Origin of the sequence: Methylocella tundrae (assembly GCF_901905185.1) — a bacterium.
Classification (GTDB): Bacteria; Pseudomonadota; Alphaproteobacteria; order Rhizobiales; family Beijerinckiaceae; genus Methylocapsa; species Methylocapsa tundrae.
The window spans coordinates 15,084-30,371 of sequence record NZ_CABFMQ020000079.1; the positions used below are offsets into that span (position 1 = coordinate 15,084).

The 15,288-nt window shown below is 60.1% G+C and carries 13 protein-coding genes, 1 tRNA gene and 1 pseudogene; 7 read left to right on the forward strand and 8 right to left on the reverse strand.

Translation table 11 applies throughout. From position 1 onward, the window contains the following. Positions 1-68: 68 nt before the first annotated feature. Positions 69-971 (forward strand): hypothetical protein, encoded by a 903-nt coding sequence (locus tag MPC4_RS10075; protein ID WP_174512413.1) that lies wholly within the window; start codon positions 69-71, stop codon positions 969-971. Beyond that, positions 968-2,605: pseudogene (locus MPC4_RS10080) on the forward strand (recombinase family protein); the annotation flags it as partial. The gene MPC4_RS10075 and the pseudogene MPC4_RS10080, both read left to right, overlap by 4 nt. On the opposite strand, the gene MPC4_RS10085 reads toward MPC4_RS10080, so the two are convergent. Next, a tRNA-Arg gene (locus tag MPC4_RS10085) sits at positions 2,582-2,658 on the reverse strand. The pseudogene MPC4_RS10080 and the gene MPC4_RS10085 overlap by 24 nt on opposite strands. A gap of 717 nt (positions 2,659-3,375) precedes the next feature. Beyond that, the gene (locus MPC4_RS10090) at positions 3,376-3,564 is read right to left on the reverse strand and encodes a YdcH family protein (protein ID WP_134490731.1); all 189 of its coding nucleotides are present in this window, start codon (positions 3,562-3,564) and stop codon (positions 3,376-3,378) included. A 254-nt stretch (positions 3,565-3,818) separates the two neighbouring features. Between MPC4_RS10090 and MPC4_RS10095 the strand changes: the two genes are divergently transcribed. After that, positions 3,819-4,037, forward strand: a complete 219-nt coding sequence (locus MPC4_RS10095) for a YdcH family protein (RefSeq protein ID WP_134490729.1) — start codon at positions 3,819-3,821, stop codon at positions 4,035-4,037. Between the two features lie 18 nt (positions 4,038-4,055). On the opposite strand, the gene MPC4_RS10100 is transcribed toward MPC4_RS10095, so the two are convergent. Both MPC4_RS10100 and mnmA read right to left on the reverse strand, forming a co-directional pair. Beyond that, the gene (locus tag MPC4_RS10100; protein ID WP_244605995.1) at positions 4,056-4,673 is read right to left on the reverse strand and encodes a class I SAM-dependent methyltransferase; all 618 of its coding nucleotides are present in this window, start codon (positions 4,671-4,673) and stop codon (positions 4,056-4,058) included. Positions 4,674-4,855: 182 nt separating this feature from the next. Beyond that, entirely contained in the window at positions 4,856-6,103 is a 1,248-nt protein-coding gene (gene mnmA, locus MPC4_RS10105; protein WP_174512414.1) for a tRNA 2-thiouridine(34) synthase MnmA, read from the reverse strand. Positions 6,104-6,567: 464 nt separating this feature from the next. Here mnmA and sciP point away from each other — a divergent pair, with 464 nt between their 5' ends. Then, positions 6,568-6,843, forward strand: coding sequence for a CtrA inhibitor SciP (gene sciP, locus MPC4_RS10110; protein ID WP_134490723.1), 276 nt, complete (start codon positions 6,568-6,570; stop codon positions 6,841-6,843). 108 nt (positions 6,844-6,951) lie between these two features. Here sciP and MPC4_RS10115 read toward each other — a convergent pair whose 3' ends face one another. The 3 genes from MPC4_RS10115 to MPC4_RS10125 all read right to left on the reverse strand — a co-directional run bounded on the left by MPC4_RS10115 (position 6,952) and on the right by MPC4_RS10125 (position 9,562). Then, on the reverse strand, positions 6,952-7,653 hold the full coding sequence (locus tag MPC4_RS10115) for a septation protein A (RefSeq protein WP_174512415.1): 702 nt from the start codon (positions 7,651-7,653) through the stop codon (positions 6,952-6,954). 208 nt (positions 7,654-7,861) lie between these two features. Continuing rightward, entirely contained in the window at positions 7,862-8,683 is an 822-nt protein-coding gene (locus MPC4_RS10120) for an RMD1 family protein (RefSeq protein ID WP_174512416.1), read from the reverse strand. 123 nt (positions 8,684-8,806) lie between these two features. After that, positions 8,807-9,562 carry a haloacid dehalogenase type II gene (locus MPC4_RS10125; protein ID WP_174512417.1) on the reverse strand — a complete coding sequence of 252 codons (756 nt, stop codon included), beginning with the start codon at positions 9,560-9,562 and terminating at the stop codon, positions 8,807-8,809. Between the two features lie 313 nt (positions 9,563-9,875). Between MPC4_RS10125 and MPC4_RS10130 the strand changes: the two genes are divergently transcribed. From MPC4_RS10130 to ilvC, 3 genes are all read left to right on the forward strand, one after another. Then, complete coding sequence (locus tag MPC4_RS10130) at positions 9,876-11,633, forward strand: acetolactate synthase 3 large subunit (RefSeq protein ID WP_174512418.1); 1,758 nt, start codon at positions 9,876-9,878, stop codon at positions 11,631-11,633. Positions 11,634-11,638: 5 nt separating this feature from the next. Further along, positions 11,639-12,202 (forward strand): acetolactate synthase small subunit, encoded by a 564-nt coding sequence (gene ilvN / locus MPC4_RS10135; protein ID WP_134490713.1) that lies wholly within the window; start codon positions 11,639-11,641, stop codon positions 12,200-12,202. 106 nt (positions 12,203-12,308) lie between these two features. Beyond that, positions 12,309-13,328 carry a ketol-acid reductoisomerase gene (ilvC, locus tag MPC4_RS10140; RefSeq protein ID WP_174512419.1) on the forward strand — a complete coding sequence of 340 codons (1,020 nt, stop codon included), beginning with the start codon at positions 12,309-12,311 and terminating at the stop codon, positions 13,326-13,328. Between the two features lie 294 nt (positions 13,329-13,622). Here the strand turns inward: ilvC and MPC4_RS10145 are convergent, their stop codons facing one another. After that, positions 13,623-14,681 (reverse strand): helix-turn-helix transcriptional regulator, encoded by a 1,059-nt coding sequence (locus tag MPC4_RS10145; RefSeq protein WP_174512420.1) that lies wholly within the window; start codon positions 14,679-14,681, stop codon positions 13,623-13,625. Positions 14,682-15,288: the final 607 nt, after the last annotated feature.

Here is a 15,288-nt window from a genome sequence, read left to right on the forward strand (position 1 = left end):
GCGACGGAGATATGACGCTTCCTGAAGCTCTCCGCGGTGGCGGGTGGACTGCCGTTACAGCACGACAGATGTTTCCTCTGCTGGTGTGGTGTGCGAAGCAGGGAAAGAAAATCACATACGGTCAACTGGACACCGAGCTACAGCGGCGCGGATGGGGGCACCACGTGAATGTGGTCGTTTATGGCCATCCGGCTGGAGCAGTTGGCAATGCGTGTATCGAGATAGAGAAGGAAATTGGTGAAAAGGTTCCGCCTCTCAACGCACTTGTCGTCAACGCAAAATCGGGAATTCCCGGCAATGGATGCGACTACTATCTCACCGCCTACCTCGACAAGAAACGCTCACGACATCTAACGGACGCCCAACGAAAAGCCATGGCTGAGGAGACCATGGAGGAGGTTTGGCGTTTTCAAAAATGGGATGAGATTCTGAATCAATGCGGCTTGAGCCCCATCCCCGATGCCATCCCTAGCTTGCGCTCCGAAAGTCAGCGCAAGGCGCCTCGAAAGCAAGGCTGGTCAAACGAGCCAGAAAGTGCAGCGCATCAATCGCTCAAGAAATGGGTGGCCGAAAATCCCCAGGTGCTAGGAAGCAAAATTCCATACCGCCGCGGTCAGACCGAGTGGCTATTCGCATCGGCTGACCGTGTGGATGTCATGTTTGAACACAAGGATGGTTGTTTGGCGGTCGAAGTTAAGGCTGCGAATGCAAACGCCGCTGATCTTGAACGTGGAGTCTATCAGTGCGTGAAATATCAGGCGCTCTTGCGAGCAGAACTGAAGGCTGAAGGGAAAATTCCCAATGGGTCGTCGCTTCTAGTTACTGAAACACGACTTTCACCCGCCCTTCAGGCATTGGCCGATCTGCTCGGTGTTCGCGTTGTTACAGTTCCTGTGAAAAGGGACACTCTGAAGTCGGAGAAGGCCGCGCTGCCTTCCAAATCACGTCTGGATAGGAGGGCCTTTCGATGACCGTGCCGTTGCGCGCCGCCCTCTACTTGCGCGTCTCGACGGCGCGGCAGGCTGAGCATGATGTCTCCATCCCCGACCAGAAGCGACAGGGCGAAGCGTGGTGCGTATCTCGCGGCTGCGAGCTGGTCGAGACCTTTGTCGAGCCCGGCGCAACCGCCACCAATGACCGTCGCCCCGAGTTCCAGCGGATGATCGAGGCGGGCACATCGAAGCCCGCCCCCTTCGACGTGGTGATCGTCCATTCGTTCAGCCGCTTTTTCCGCGACGCCTTCGACATGGAGTTCTACGTCCGCAAGCTGGCGAAGAACGGCGTCAAGCTTGTGTCCATCACGCAGGAGATGGGCGACGATCCCATGCACGTCATGATGCGGCAGATCATGGCGCTGTTCGACGAGTATCAGTCCAAGGAGAACGCCAAACACGTCCTGCGGGCGATGAATGAGAACGCCCGGCAAGGCTTCTGGAACGGGGCCTTGCCACCGATCGGCTATCGCATCGTCGCCGCTGAGCAGCGGGGATCGAAGACCAAGAAGAAACTGGAGATCGACCCGCTGCATGCCGACACGGTGCGGCTGATCTACCGCCTGTTCCTTGAAGGGGACGGCGTGAAGGGGCCGATGGGCGTCAAGGCCATCACCTGTTACCTGAACGAGCGGCGCATCTTCACCCGTGACGGCGGGCGCTGGGGGCTGGCTTCGATCCATCAGATTCTCACCCGCACAACCTACATCGGTGAGCACAGGTTCAACACCCGCTCCCACAAGGACCGGGAGAAGAAGCCCGAGAGCGAGGTGGCGGTCATGGTCTGTCCGTCGCTGATCGACCGCGAGAACTTCGACGCGGTGCAGGCCCGGCTCAAGGCCCGCGATCCCCGGATGACGCCGGCGCGCGTCACCAGCGGCCCCACCCTCCTTACCGGCATCTGCTTCTGCGCCAAATGCGGGGGCGCGATGACCATGCGCACCGGCAAGGGTAGTGCGGGCGGCACATATCGTTATTACACCTGTTCGACCAAAGCCCGGCAGGGCAAGACCGGCTGCGAGGGCCGTTCGATCCCGATGGACCGGCTCGATCAACTGGTCGCGAGCCACCTGGAAGACCGCCTGCTTCGGCCCGAGCGGCTGGAAACCATCCTCGCCAGTGTCCTCGACCGCCGCCAGGAGCGCACCGAGCGCCGCCGCGAGCACCTGGCCGAGTTGCACAAGCGGATCGCCGAGACCGACCAGCGCCTCAACCGGCTGTTCGACGCCATCGAGTCCGGCGTCGCCGACCTCGACGCCCCCGGCCTAAAGGAGCGTATCGCCGGCCTCAAAGCGATTCGGGAACAGGCCAGCGCCGACGCCGAACGCGCCCAGGCCGCGCTCGACCACGCCGGCAATCAGGCCGTCAACCCCGATATGGTCAGAACCTTCGCCCGCGCGGCCCGCCAGCGCATCCGGCTGGACAGCGGCGGCTACCGCCGCGATCACCTGCGCGCGCTGGCCCAGCGCGTCGAGGTTGCCGACACTGAGGTCCGCATCATGGGATCGAAATCCGAACTGCTGCGCACCCTGGTCGCCGCCTCAGGCGGGAAGCCCGGCGTAGCCGGTGTTCAGAGTTCTGTACTGAAATGGCGCGCCCGACACGATTCGAACGTGTGGCCTCCACCTCCGGAGGGTGGCGCTCTATCCAGCTGAGCTACGGGCGCATCTCACATTGCCTAGTCCGACCGACCGCTGCAGGTCAACGCACTCGACAATCCAATTCTCAAAACCCCAGCAACCTCGCTGGATTGCTACGCCCGAGTCCGCTGTGCCTTTCCGGAAGCTGCTTACGCGGTGCTTACGCGGAAAATTGTCGGCCTTGGGTGGTACGCTGAGGCTAACTTAACAAACTGACTTTACGCGTCTTTCTTCATCATACTCAAAACACAGCATCCTTGACATCAGCCTTCGGAGGGCAGCGCTCTATCCAGCTGAGCTACGGGTGCATCAGAGATCGAAGGCTTGCGCCTTGATTGTCCCCTTAGCGGCGCAATGCGACGCTACCCTTAGCCGATTTCGCAGCCTTTCGCCAAGCCATATCGGCGCTGGAAAGGCAAATTATGGTCAAAGCAGGCGCGGGGGGCGGCTTGCAATCCCTGGCCCGCTCCCACTTGACGGAAGCAATCTGGTCGCGACCGCGCGACGCCGTCGCATCCGGAAACAAAAGGACAGCGTCGCTTCAGCTTCGAAGCCGCGCTCGCAACAGCCATGGCGAAACGAACGGTTGGCTAACCTTCGCGTGTCGCCCGCGCTAGTGCTGGGCCAGCAACGACCTGCCGCGCCGCCGGCTCACATGCTTGCCGCATAGAAACCCCTGCACGCGTATTGTACAGTCCAGCAATCAGCTCTCGCGCAGCAGATATGATTATGCCGTCGTTCTGCTAATGTATAGTTGGGAATGAGGACTCGCCGCGGAGTTTGACGATTTCGTCCTTGAGGTGGAGTTTCCGGCGTTTCAATTCGGCCAATTTCAGCTCGTCGGTGGCAGGATGAACCAGAGCCTTCTCGATTTCTTTCTCAAGAGCCTCATGGCGCTGCTCGAGCGCGACCAAATGATTTTCGAGTGACATGCAGAACTCCTTGTTGAAGTCTTCGCACAGGAACAGTGTGCCACAGGATTTCCATTTCGCGAAGGGTTTCGTGACAGCCTGACGTAAATTTCATGAAGAAGCCGTGGCGCATTTTCCGCGACGGCCTCCGCCATTGCGCTTGCCGCGGGCGGGCGGCCACCCTATTTTCGCGCATCGGATGAAGCTTGGCTTTGGGTTTCGCCTTTCGAGGGATTCGACGATCAAAGCTGTTGAAGTCCAAGGGTGCTGAAATCATGACGGACAAGGTGAGCGAGGCGGACCGCGCGTCGTTGCAGGCTGAGCTCGAGCATTTGCGTCAGGAACATCGCGATCTTGACGTCGCGATCGAAGCTCTCCTCCATCTTGGCGCGGCCGATCAGCTTCAGATTCAGCGGCTCAAGAAACGCAAGCTTATTCTGCGCGACCGCTTATTCTTTATCGAGGATCAGCTGACGCCGGACATTATCGCCTGACCTTGCTCGCTTAAGCCTTCAAAGCTTCTGCAGTCGCGCAAGCGTAAACAGGCCGAATGGCGCGAGCCGGCGTCGTTCGAGCAGCCTGACCGACCGGTTAGCAGCGATCCAGTCGCCGAGAATCGACCATTGAAATCCAGGCCGCCAGCCAAGGTCCGCGCTGCGCAGGCTGAGCCAGGATTCGATCCAGGCCATTGGGCCTTTCGCGGCGCCAATGTGATTGACGAGGATGATTTCGCCGCCCCGCTTCACCACGCGGACCAGTTCGTCGAGCGTTGCGTGAGGCTCCGGTACGACAGTCAGGACATAGGGTGCGACGACGGCGTCAAAATGCGCGTCCGGAAAGGCAAGCCGCATCGCGTCCATGACGATGAGGCCTTCGACATTGGCCAGCGCTTTCGCCGAGACGCGCCGCTGCGCCCGCCGCAGCATGGGTTCGGAGAGATCGACGCCGATCAGATGGGTGCGCCGGTCGAACATCGGCAGTTCGAGTCCGGTGCCAACGCCGACGTCGAGAACGCGCCCGCCCGGACGTTCGGCCGCGGCCGCCGCCGCCTGGCGCCCCGGCCGCAGCACGAGCGCGAAGACGAGATCATAGATGGGCGCCCAGCGCGCATAAGATGATTTCACGTGAATATTGTCGAGAACGGCCGCATCCGCGGCAGCGGGCGCGTAAACGGCCTCGAGGGCGCTCGCCTGCCCCGAATGGTTCTGCTCTGTCAAAGGCCCATCCCCCAGCTGCGCCCGGAGCCATGCTAGCCGAAGCCCAGCCCCAACGTTAGTCAGTGTTGAAATTCACGCGCTGAACCTCTCGGCCATTAAAGCTGAGCAGGCTCGACCTGTATATCCGCAGATTCCCAAGGATGGAGCCGAGGCGCAGCTTCCGTCGAGCTGATAAAGCCGCCGCCCAAAACCCGCGCCTGCGGCTGGTCGGACGCATAAAAAACACAGGCCTGGCCCGGCGACACGCCGTCTTCGTCATTGGCGAATTCGACGAAGGCGTCTTCGCCCCGGAGGTAAAGGATTCCCGGGACCGGGGGGCGCGTCGAGCGCACCTGCACGAAAATAGGCCGGCCCGCGGCGGGAATATCGGTCAGGGAGCCATCACCGATCCAGTTCAGCGCGCGCAAATGCGCCCGACGCGTGGCCAGCGCCTCGCGCGGCCCCACGACGACACGCGCCTGCGCGGCGTCAAGCTTGACGACGAACAAAGGCTCGCCGGCGTTGGTTCCGCCGAGCCCAAGGCCGCGTCTCTGGCCGATAGTGTAATGAATCACGCCCGCATGGCGGCCGAGCACGCGGCCATCGACGTGGACGATATCGCCCGGAACGGCGGCGCCCGGGGACAGCCGTTCGATGAGGTCGCTATATTTGCCGTTTGGGATGAAACAGATGTCCTGGCTGTCGGCCTTGTCGGCGACAATCAGGCCGAACCGCCGCGCCAGCGCCCGCACCTGCGTCTTCGTCATGTCCCCCAAGGGGAAACGCAGGAGCTGGAGCTGCGGCTTTGTCGTCGCGAACAGGAAATAGCTCTGATCGCGGGCGCTGTCGAAGGCGCGATACAGCGCCCGCTCGCCGGCCTCGTCGCCTCTTGTCGAGACATAATGGCCGGTCGCGAGCACATCCGCGCCAAGACCGAGCGCGGTCTCGAACAAATCAGCGAATTTCAGCTCGCTGTTGCAGGAAACGCAGGGAATTGGCGTTTCGCCGGTGGCGTAGCTGTGGGCGAAAGGATCAATGACCTTTTCGCGAAAGCGCTCTTCATAATCCAGGACGTAATGGGGAATGCCGAGGCGGGCCGCGACGAGACGCGCGTCATGAATATCCTGACCCGCGCAGCAAGCTCCCTTCCTGTGAACCGCCTCACCGTGATCGTAAAGCTGCATGGTCACGGCGATGACGTCATAGCCCTGCTCCTTAAGGAGCGCCGCGACCACGGAGGAATCGACCCCGCCCGACATTGCAACGACGACGCGGGTCTCGGCAGGCGTTTTCGCAAGGCCAAGCGAATTGAGCGCATTGGAATTGGCGCGCTCGTTCGCCGCTGGCGGAGGACTTAGATTCATGTCGCCATCGCTCATTCGATCTTGCCGCCGCAGACGATTCTCCCCGGGCCAATGGCTGAGCGGCAATCGTCGAATGACCGCCGCGCCTGGTTCAACTCACCGATTCAACACCCGACCCCGGCCGTTCTGAGCCGCCCGTAACGCCCGTCCAAGACGAGGCGCGTCTACCACCTCATATAGCCTCTTCACCGCTCGGCGCAATGTCGCAGAGGAGCCGCCCCAGCGAGGTTTTCCGCGCGGCTGAAGCAGCCAGCGCGCAAGTCCCGTCGCCCGGCTCTCCGTAACGTAACGCCGCGAACGTTTCAAGTTGACACGAAATTCGATGCTTTTCCAAGAAATTCTACAATAATCGCGGTCGAGTAATGACGAATTGTTAACAAAACAACGATGTGCGTTTAGGCAAATCTTAAAACACAGGTCCTATGTTGAGCTCTACCAAGCAGTCAGATCGGTGAGTTTTAATTATGGCCGAACCCAATCGTCATCGCGCGAAATATGTCATCGGCCCGGACGGGAGCCCTTTGACAGTAGCCGATTTGCCGCCGCCTAGCACGAAGCGATGGGTGATCCGGCGCAAAGCTGAAGTCGTCGCCGCTGTGCGCGGCGGCCTATTGTCCTTAGAGGAAGCCTGCAATCGCTATACTTTGACAGTCGATGAATTCCTCTCATGGCAAATGTCGATCGACCAGCACGGCCTCGCCGGACTGCGCACAACCCGGATTCAACAGTATCGACTATAGAGCATGATCGCTTCAAATCGGAGTGATCATGCTTTTTTATTTGCGGTTATTGTTCCATACTCGCTGCCTGCTGAACGGGCTAGCGTTAGATCGGTAATCTTCATCTGACTAGAAATGTTCGGGCGCCTTTTCCGCTTCTTCCTCATCCAATTTATTGCGCATGATGAATGGCAACTGAGCCAGCGTGAACAGAAAAACCAGAATGAAGAGACCGGGAAACTTGAAGGCGACCCACACATTGGTCGCCTGGGTTCGCCAAACGATTTCGTTCATGGCGGCCAGCACGAGAAAAAACGTCGCCCAGCGCAAAGTCAGCACGCGCCATCCGTCTTCGGTCAGGGCCATCGCATGATCAAACAGGATCGGCAGCACCGGCCGATTGAAGGCAAGGCCGCCAAACAGCGCGGCGCTGAAGCAGACGTAAAGCACAGTCGGCTTCATTTTGATGAAAGTGGCGTCATGCAAATAGAGCGTCAGCGCGCCGAACGCGACGGCGAGCACAGCCGTCATCAATGGCACGAACGGAATACGGCGCGTCAAGAAAAATGAAGCGATAAGGGCGACTACGACCGCCGCCATCAGCACCAGCGTCGCGATGAAAAGGCCGGCGCTGTCACCCGACAGGACGGATGCTGGAAGAAAAGGCGCAACGATCGGCTCAAACACCTTGGGCCGCGCATTGGCGAAGAAAAAGAGCGCCAGCGGTCCTAGTTCCAGAGTGAGCTTGACCCAGGCGTTTTGCGGCTTTCCGCGGCCTCCGGCTTTTTCGGCCGCCTTCAGATCGGAGTTTTGCTTCAACATTTCGCTCATGCGCCGGATATTCCGTGTTCGGTTTCTCGTCGCTCTGGTCTAAAGCATAGCCCCGAAAAGTTGGAGACTTTTTGGAAAAGGCTATGCGTCGCAGAAAAGCGTAGCCCTGAGAAGTCGTGAGCGTCAGGACGACGCGACGCTGTGAAAAAAAAGCGTCATGGAAGGAAGCAAGTTCTCAAAGGAACGCGCCGGCCAGGCGATGAGCGCGCTAATGCTTCAAAAAACCCATCTGGACAAGGCTGAGGAAGATTTCCGCTACGATCAGAATGACGATCGTCGCCTCCAGCCTCGTCGCGCGGTCGGCGTCGAGAATGTCCGTCAGAATGCGCGCGGTCTCGACGATCATGTCGAGCTTGCGCGTCAATGTTTCGGCGCGCTCCTTCAATTCATATTCATCTTCGAGACGCGCGTAGAGCCGCTCGAGGTCTGGCCGATCCCATAATACGTCCGGCTTTTCCTCGACGGCGACGCGGCCGGAGACGCGGTGTTGCACCAAAAGGGTCTGGCCGATCAGTTTCAGCATCGATCGCCGTTTCCAGGGCGGCCGGCCGCTGCGTGCGAGGCTGGCGGCGAAAGGCTCGATAATGTCGAAGACGGCGTTGACTTCACGCTCGTCGCGGCCGAGCGAGACCGTTTTCGCGAGCGCATCGGCCACGACGAGAACACGCTGTTCCGACAGGTCCTTCATCGCTATGGCGCCGCCGGGCGGGATCTTGTCATCGAAATCGGGGGAGATTTCGAGCACGGCGGATTCGTCATCGATATGCTCATGCGGACCGGAAACCCGCAGTTTCACCTGTTTCAGGACGTCGTCTTCCTCGAGCGGGGACAGGCCGATCATCACGGCGACGCCGAAACGGTACAGCGCGACGAAGCCATTGCCGCCGACATGGAAAGCGAGCGGATTGGCCGAGATCATATCCGATCGTTCGAGCCCCGCGGGGTCGATCCGGTCGCCGAGGAGGAGCGCCCGCGCGGTGACGCGGCGGATCGGCGCTGAAGCCGGGGCCGTCGTTTGAATGCTGGTCATGGTCGGAACCTAGCTGAGCCGGGGCGGATTGGAAAGAAACCCTCCGACGCCGCACGGCGGCGGCGCGACGCCTCCAAAGCTATCTCCATATTATGTGACGCTTTTAGAACCGCCCGATCAAGCTCAGCGGGAGGCAAGCCCGAGACGACGGGCGAGATCGCCAATGCCTGCGGCGGCGAGATCAACTGGAACGAGCGGACGCGCCTCTCCCGCGCCACCCGTTCCGAACTCATCCGGGCGCGCGATATGCGCGGTCCGAAGGCCACACGCCGCGGCGGCGGCAAGATCCGAACTATGCGTCGCCACCATCAGACAGGCGCTCGGCGGCAAGTCGAGAGCTGCGGCCGCTTTCAGGTAAACCCCCGGCTTTGGCTTGTAATCGCCGGCGAATTCGGCTCCGAAGATGGCGTCGAAAACGAAATCATTATGCCGCGCGAGATCGACGAGCAGCGAAATATTGCCGTTCGACATCGGCGCGAGGATGTATGCTTCGCGCAGCTTCGCGAGTCCGCGGGCCGCATCGGGCCAGGCGGGCAGCCTGTGCCAGGCGAGGTTCAGCGCGGTCAGCGCGTCTTCCGGCGCGCCTTCGAGACCGAAGCGCGGCAGGATGCGGTCGAGGTTGCGGCGGTGGATCACGTCGAGCTTCGAGAAGGGGATGCGGCCCGAGCGGACCTCCTCCATGCCGGTTTGATATTCGCCGCGCCAGGCGTCCGCGAAGGCCAGCCAGTCCAGGGCGTAGCCGAAAGGAGTTAGGATGGCCTCCGCCTGCGAGGCGACACCGCCGCGCCAGTCAACCAGCGTGCCGAACACGTCGAAAAACAGGGCTTTGACAGCGAGAAACCCGGACGCCGTCCGGCTCGAACCTATGCTATGCGCCATGCGCCCGATTCCTATACTCACCGCTTTTCATCGCCAATCGCTTTTCTGCGCGGCGCGCGATTTTGGGTACTACAGGCATATTGACGCTGAAGCCGCGCTCGGATATAGAACGCGGCACTCTTGTTAGAGGATGCATTGTGACATTTCTTCTCATCGTATCTTGCGCGTCGGAGATGGGACGGAGATAACTCCGTTATCCCTATCTGGCGCATGTCCGAGGCCCTGAGGGGCCTTTTTTATTGTCCGCAAACCTAACCTCTCGCATGCCTGACTGATCGCAAGTCGAACCATTCGAGTGTATCCGGAGCAAATTATGTCCAATCTGATGACTGGCGCCGAAATGGTCGTCCGGGCGTTGCAGGACCAGGGCGTCGAGACGCTTTTCGGCTATCCGGGCGGCGCGGTGCTGCCGATCTATGACGCGCTCTTTCACCAGAACCAGATTCATCACGTGCTGGTCCGCCACGAACAGGGCGCCGCGCATGCGGCGGAAGGATTTGCGCGCTCGAGCGGCAAGGTCGGCGTTCTCCTCGTGACGTCGGGCCCCGGAGCGACCAACGCGATCACCGGCCTCACCGACGCTTTGATGGACTCGATCCCGCTCGTTTGCATCACGGGCCAGGTGCCGACGCATTTGATCGGCTCAGACGCGTTTCAGGAATGCGATACGGTCGGCATCACGCGGCATTGCACCAAGCATAATTATCTTGTGCGCCAGATCGAGGATCTGCCGCGCATTCTGCATGAGGCTTTCTACGTCGCGCAGAATGGCCGTCCGGGTCCCGTCGTCATCGACATCCCGAAGGATGTGCAATTCGCGGTCGGCGATTATTTCGGCCCGCATAAAATCGAGCACAAAACCTACAAGCCGAAGCTTGAAGGCGACGCCGACAAGATCGAGCAGGCGGTGGCGATGATATTGGCGGCGCGCCGGCCGGTTTTCTATACCGGCGGCGGCGTCATCAATTCCGGGACGGAAGCCTCGCGCCTGCTGCGTGAACTCGTCGATCTCACCGGTTTTCCGGTCACCTCGACGTTGATGGGCCTTGGCGCCTATCCGGCGTCCGGCAAAAAATGGCTCGGCATGCTCGGCATGCACGGCACGTTCGAGGCCAATAACGCCATGCATGATTGCGATCTGATGATCGCCATTGGCGCGCGCTTCGACGACCGCATCACGGGCCGCCTCGACGCCTTTTCGCCGGGCTCGAAAAAAATTCACGTCGATATTGATCCGTCCTCGATCAACAAGAACGTCAAGATCGATCTCGGCATCATCGGCGATTGCACGCATGTGCTGCGGCAGATGGTCGACCTCTATCGCGCGCAAAAGGCCTCGCCGGACGCTTCGGCGCTGAGCCAGTGGTGGACGCAGATCAATCGCTGGCGCGCGCGTAAGTCACTTTCCTACAGATCCTCGAAAACGGTGATCAAGCCGCAATATGCGGTGCAGCGGCTCTACGAGCTGACCAAATCGCGGAAAACCTACATTACGACCGAGGTCGGCCAACACCAGATGTGGGCGGCGCAACATTATCATTTCGAGGAGCCGAACCGCTGGATGACGAGCGGCGGCCTCGGCACAATGGGTTATGGCCTGCCGGCGGCGATCGGCGCGCAGCTCGCCCATCCCGACGCTCTCGTCGTCGATATCGCGGGCGAGGCCTCGATCCTGATGAACATTCAGGAAATGTCGACCGCGATCCAATATCGCCTGCCGGTCAAGATCTTCATCCTGAACAATGAATATATGGGAATGGTGCGGCAATGGCAGGAGCTGCTGCATGGCGGCCGCCTCTCGCAGAGCTATTCGGAGGCGCTGCCGGACTTCGTGAAGCTCGCCGAGGCCTATGGCGCCAAAGGCATCCGCTGCTCCAATCCGGCCGACCTCGACGCGGCGATCCTCGAGATGATCGACTCGCCGCAGACGGTGGTTTTCGACTGCATCGTCGACAAGACCGAAAACTGCCTGCCCATGATCCCATCGGGCAAGGCGCATAATGAAATGCTGATGCCCGACGATGACGACATCGAAGGCGTGATCGACGCAGCCGGCAAGATGTTGGTGTAAAGGCGATGAATGCTTTGACAAACACTCCAGTCGCTCCTCTTTCGCCCTATTCCTCGGCGATCGGCAAATCGAACATCGAGACGCATACGCTCTCCGTGCTCGTCGACAACGAGCCGGGCGTGCTCGCCCGCGTCGTCGGCCTCTTCTCCGGCCGCGGCTACAATATCGAGAGTCTGACCGTCGCCGAGGTGGTGCAGTCGGAGCATTTGTCGCGCATCACAATCGTGACGTCCGGAACGCCGGTTGCGATCGAGCAGATCGGCCATCAGCTGGAGCGGCTGGTGCCGATCCACAAGGTCACCGACCTCACCTTGCGCGGCGGCTCCGTCGAGCGCGAGCTGGCGATGATCAAGGTCGCCGGCAAGGGCGCCGACCGCGAGGAGGCGCTGCGCCTCGCCGACGCGTTCCGCGCCCGCGTGGTCGACGCCTCGATCGAGAGTTTTGTGTTCGAGCTGACGGGCGCCGTCGACAAGATCAATCAGTTCATCGAGCTGATGCGGCCGATCGGTCTCGTCGAAGTGTCCCGCACCGGCGTCGCCGCGATCTCGCGCGGCCCGCAGCCGATGTGAAAGCTCGGAATGATTTTTGACAAAGCCGCCCCGGCGCCTAAAAGACGCCCATTCATCATCATCTGAAGCCCGCAAAGCTTGCGGCAGTTTGAGGAAACATCACGCCATGCGCGTCTATTATGATCGGGATGCCGACATCAATCTCATCAAGTCGAAAAAGGTCGCCATCGTCGGCTATGGCAGCCAGGGCCATGCGCATGCGTTGAACCTGCGCGATTCCGGCGTAAAGGATGTCGCCGTCGCGTTGCGCGAGGGCTCCGCCACGGCGGCCAAGGCCAAGGGCGAAGGCCTGACGGTCATGAACGTCGCGGATGCGGCGAAATGGGCGGATGTGGTGATGATGCTGACCCCCGACGAATTGCAGGGCGACATTTACACGGAGCATCTCGCCCCGAATTTGAAGCAAGGCGCCGCGCTCTTATTCGCCCACGGGCTCAACATTCACTTCAATCTCATCGAGCCGCGCAAGGATCTCGACGTCGCCATGGTCGCGCCGAAAGGCCCCGGCCACACCGTGCGCTCCGAATATAAGCGCGGCGGCGGCGTGCCCTGCCTGATCGCCATCGCGCAGGACGCCTCGGGCAATGCGCATGACATCGCGCTGTCCTATGCCTCGGCCATCGGCGGCGGCCGCGCCGGCATCATCGAGACGACGTTCCGCGAGGAATGCGAGACCGACCTTTTCGGCGAGCAGGTAGTGCTCTGCGGCGGTCTTGTCGAACTCATCCGGGGTGGGTTCGAGACCCTGGTCGAAGCCGGCTATGCGCCCGAAATGGCCTATTTCGAATGTCTGCACGAGGTGAAGCTGATCGTCGACCTCATTTATGAGGGCGGCATCGCCAATATGAACTATTCGATCTCGAACACCGCCGAATATGGCGAATATGTCACCGGCCCGCGCATCGTGACGCCAGAGACCAAGGCCGAGATGAAAAAAGTCCTGAACGACATCCAGTCCGGCAAGTTCACCCGCGACTGGATGCTTGAGAACAAGGTCAACCAGACCTCGTTCAAGGCCACGCGCGCAAAAGCCGCTTCGCACCAGATCGAGGAAGTCGGCGCAAAGCTGCGCGCCATGATGCCCTGGATCGGCGCCAACAAGCTGGTCGACAAGGCGAAGAACTGAGCCCATATCGTTGAGGCGCGCAGGCGGCGTGGTCGATCACGCGCCGCCGGCGCCGGCAAGAATTCACCGCCTCCGGGCGGGGGCGGCTTTCGCCGAGCTGGCGGGCCTTGATGTTCCGTCAAGGCGCCGCGGGGCTCATGGGCGCGGCAGCGATCGAATGAGATGTCCGCTGATCGGCTGGTCATCCGGGTGTCCGAGGATCGGCGATTGCATTTGCCCGAATCGCGCGCCCCGCGTGTGGCTCCCGCCATTGGGTTGAAAATACGCAGGTTCGCTTGATCTGCGGCGGGAAAGTCAGAGCGAGTGGAAAACCGGCGTGAACTTCTTGACGAGCGCGCGTTCCGAGACGACATCCGCCTTGCGGTAAATGCGAAGCCTGCAATTCTTGATCGTTCCCTTGCTGATCTCCAGTTTCTGAGCGATCTGGCCGGTATTTTGGCCTCTCATGATCAAGGTCAAAATCTCGCGCTCGCGTGGCGTGAAGATGTGCAAAATACTGGCGATCCGGCTGATATAGTCGGGCTCGTCGCGGGGCGATGACTGCGGTTCGAGGACGAACATTCTCCCTCCCGGCGCCAGTGGGAAATCCCTGTCGAATACTTCCGACTTAAGAACAAAGTCCTTCAGGAGACGCGTCTGAGGGCTCGAACCGGCGAACAGCGTGGCGACCGTCGACATGATGGATGCGTCCGAGGCGACCGCCTGATTCCAGGATTCATTGGAATACACCTCGACGCCGAAGCGATCCTGAATCAATGTGGGCCGCTTTATGAAGCCCTTTATTTCGGTATCGTTCGTGTGCCGAAGATCGTTGAACAGCCATCCGAGATGAGCCCGATGATATCCTTCGAGGGCCGGAAATATCAGCTGGGCGCGCTGCACGTCGGCCTTTGAAAAATGACCCTTTTCGCGCTCAAGGAAAAGGCCAAAGCAGCAATGTCCAACAGTCGAGAAGAACATTCCCATCTCGTCAGACACATTTGCCGCCGCCTGGAATATTCTGCTATAGATTATCGATTCCGCGCTTGAATTTTTCAGTTCTGAGAGCGTCAAAACTCCGGGGCTGCCATTGCTTTTCCAATACTGTGAAAATGGATCGACGCCGGAGCATTGTTCATTATAGACATCGACGATCTCATCGGAGACATTATGGGTATATATAACATCAGGCGGCGCAACTCGTGAATAACGGATGATCCAGCTCGATTCATGTCGAATGCTGGCCCCAAATAGATCTATCAGTTCTCGATGAAATCCGTCCGTCCCGATCGATCTCGCGACCCCGCCAAGCCGCCGAAACCATTCTTCGTCATCGAAGCGAAGCAACGGCGATTTCTCAACATGACTGCTCATCGCGTATTCCGCCGATTGCGACATGCGTCCAATCCATAGAATGAGATAGAGCTTGCCGGGACAAAAGCCAAAACGCAAAGGATTTGCAACGGCGTCCGGATCTTGAGCCTACAAAGCTCGTCACCCGCGCCGGGGACACTAAAAACACAAGCCTTTTGTGACGCTCCTTCGCCGCCGTGCCGCGACGGCGGCGTCTTCAACGGCGGTCTGCCGCGTCCGCGTCTATCAGCCAGCGGATCAGTCGCCAAGCAAAGCGCATGCCCGGTGCGGACTGCCTGAGTTCCAGACTGGCTCCCTCGCTTGTCGTCGCTCGATCGGCGCGATCCCATCTGCGCGCGGGGATGGGGGATGAAGGATGAGGAGACGGCGCCCATCACTATCTGCCGGCTTCGATAGTGCCAATCGGCACCATTGCGCCGATGCACCGAGGCGAATTAAACAGGACCATAATCAAGACGTCTGGAGGGACGATCCAAGAGTATAAAAGCGGGCGATGGCGACAGGCCGCCACCGGAAGCTGGCGCTTGAGCCACGAGCTTCTGTCAATTGCTTATTTTCCGCTGTGCTGCCGTGGATAAATCAAGTCAAGCTTGTTTTATCCATGTCT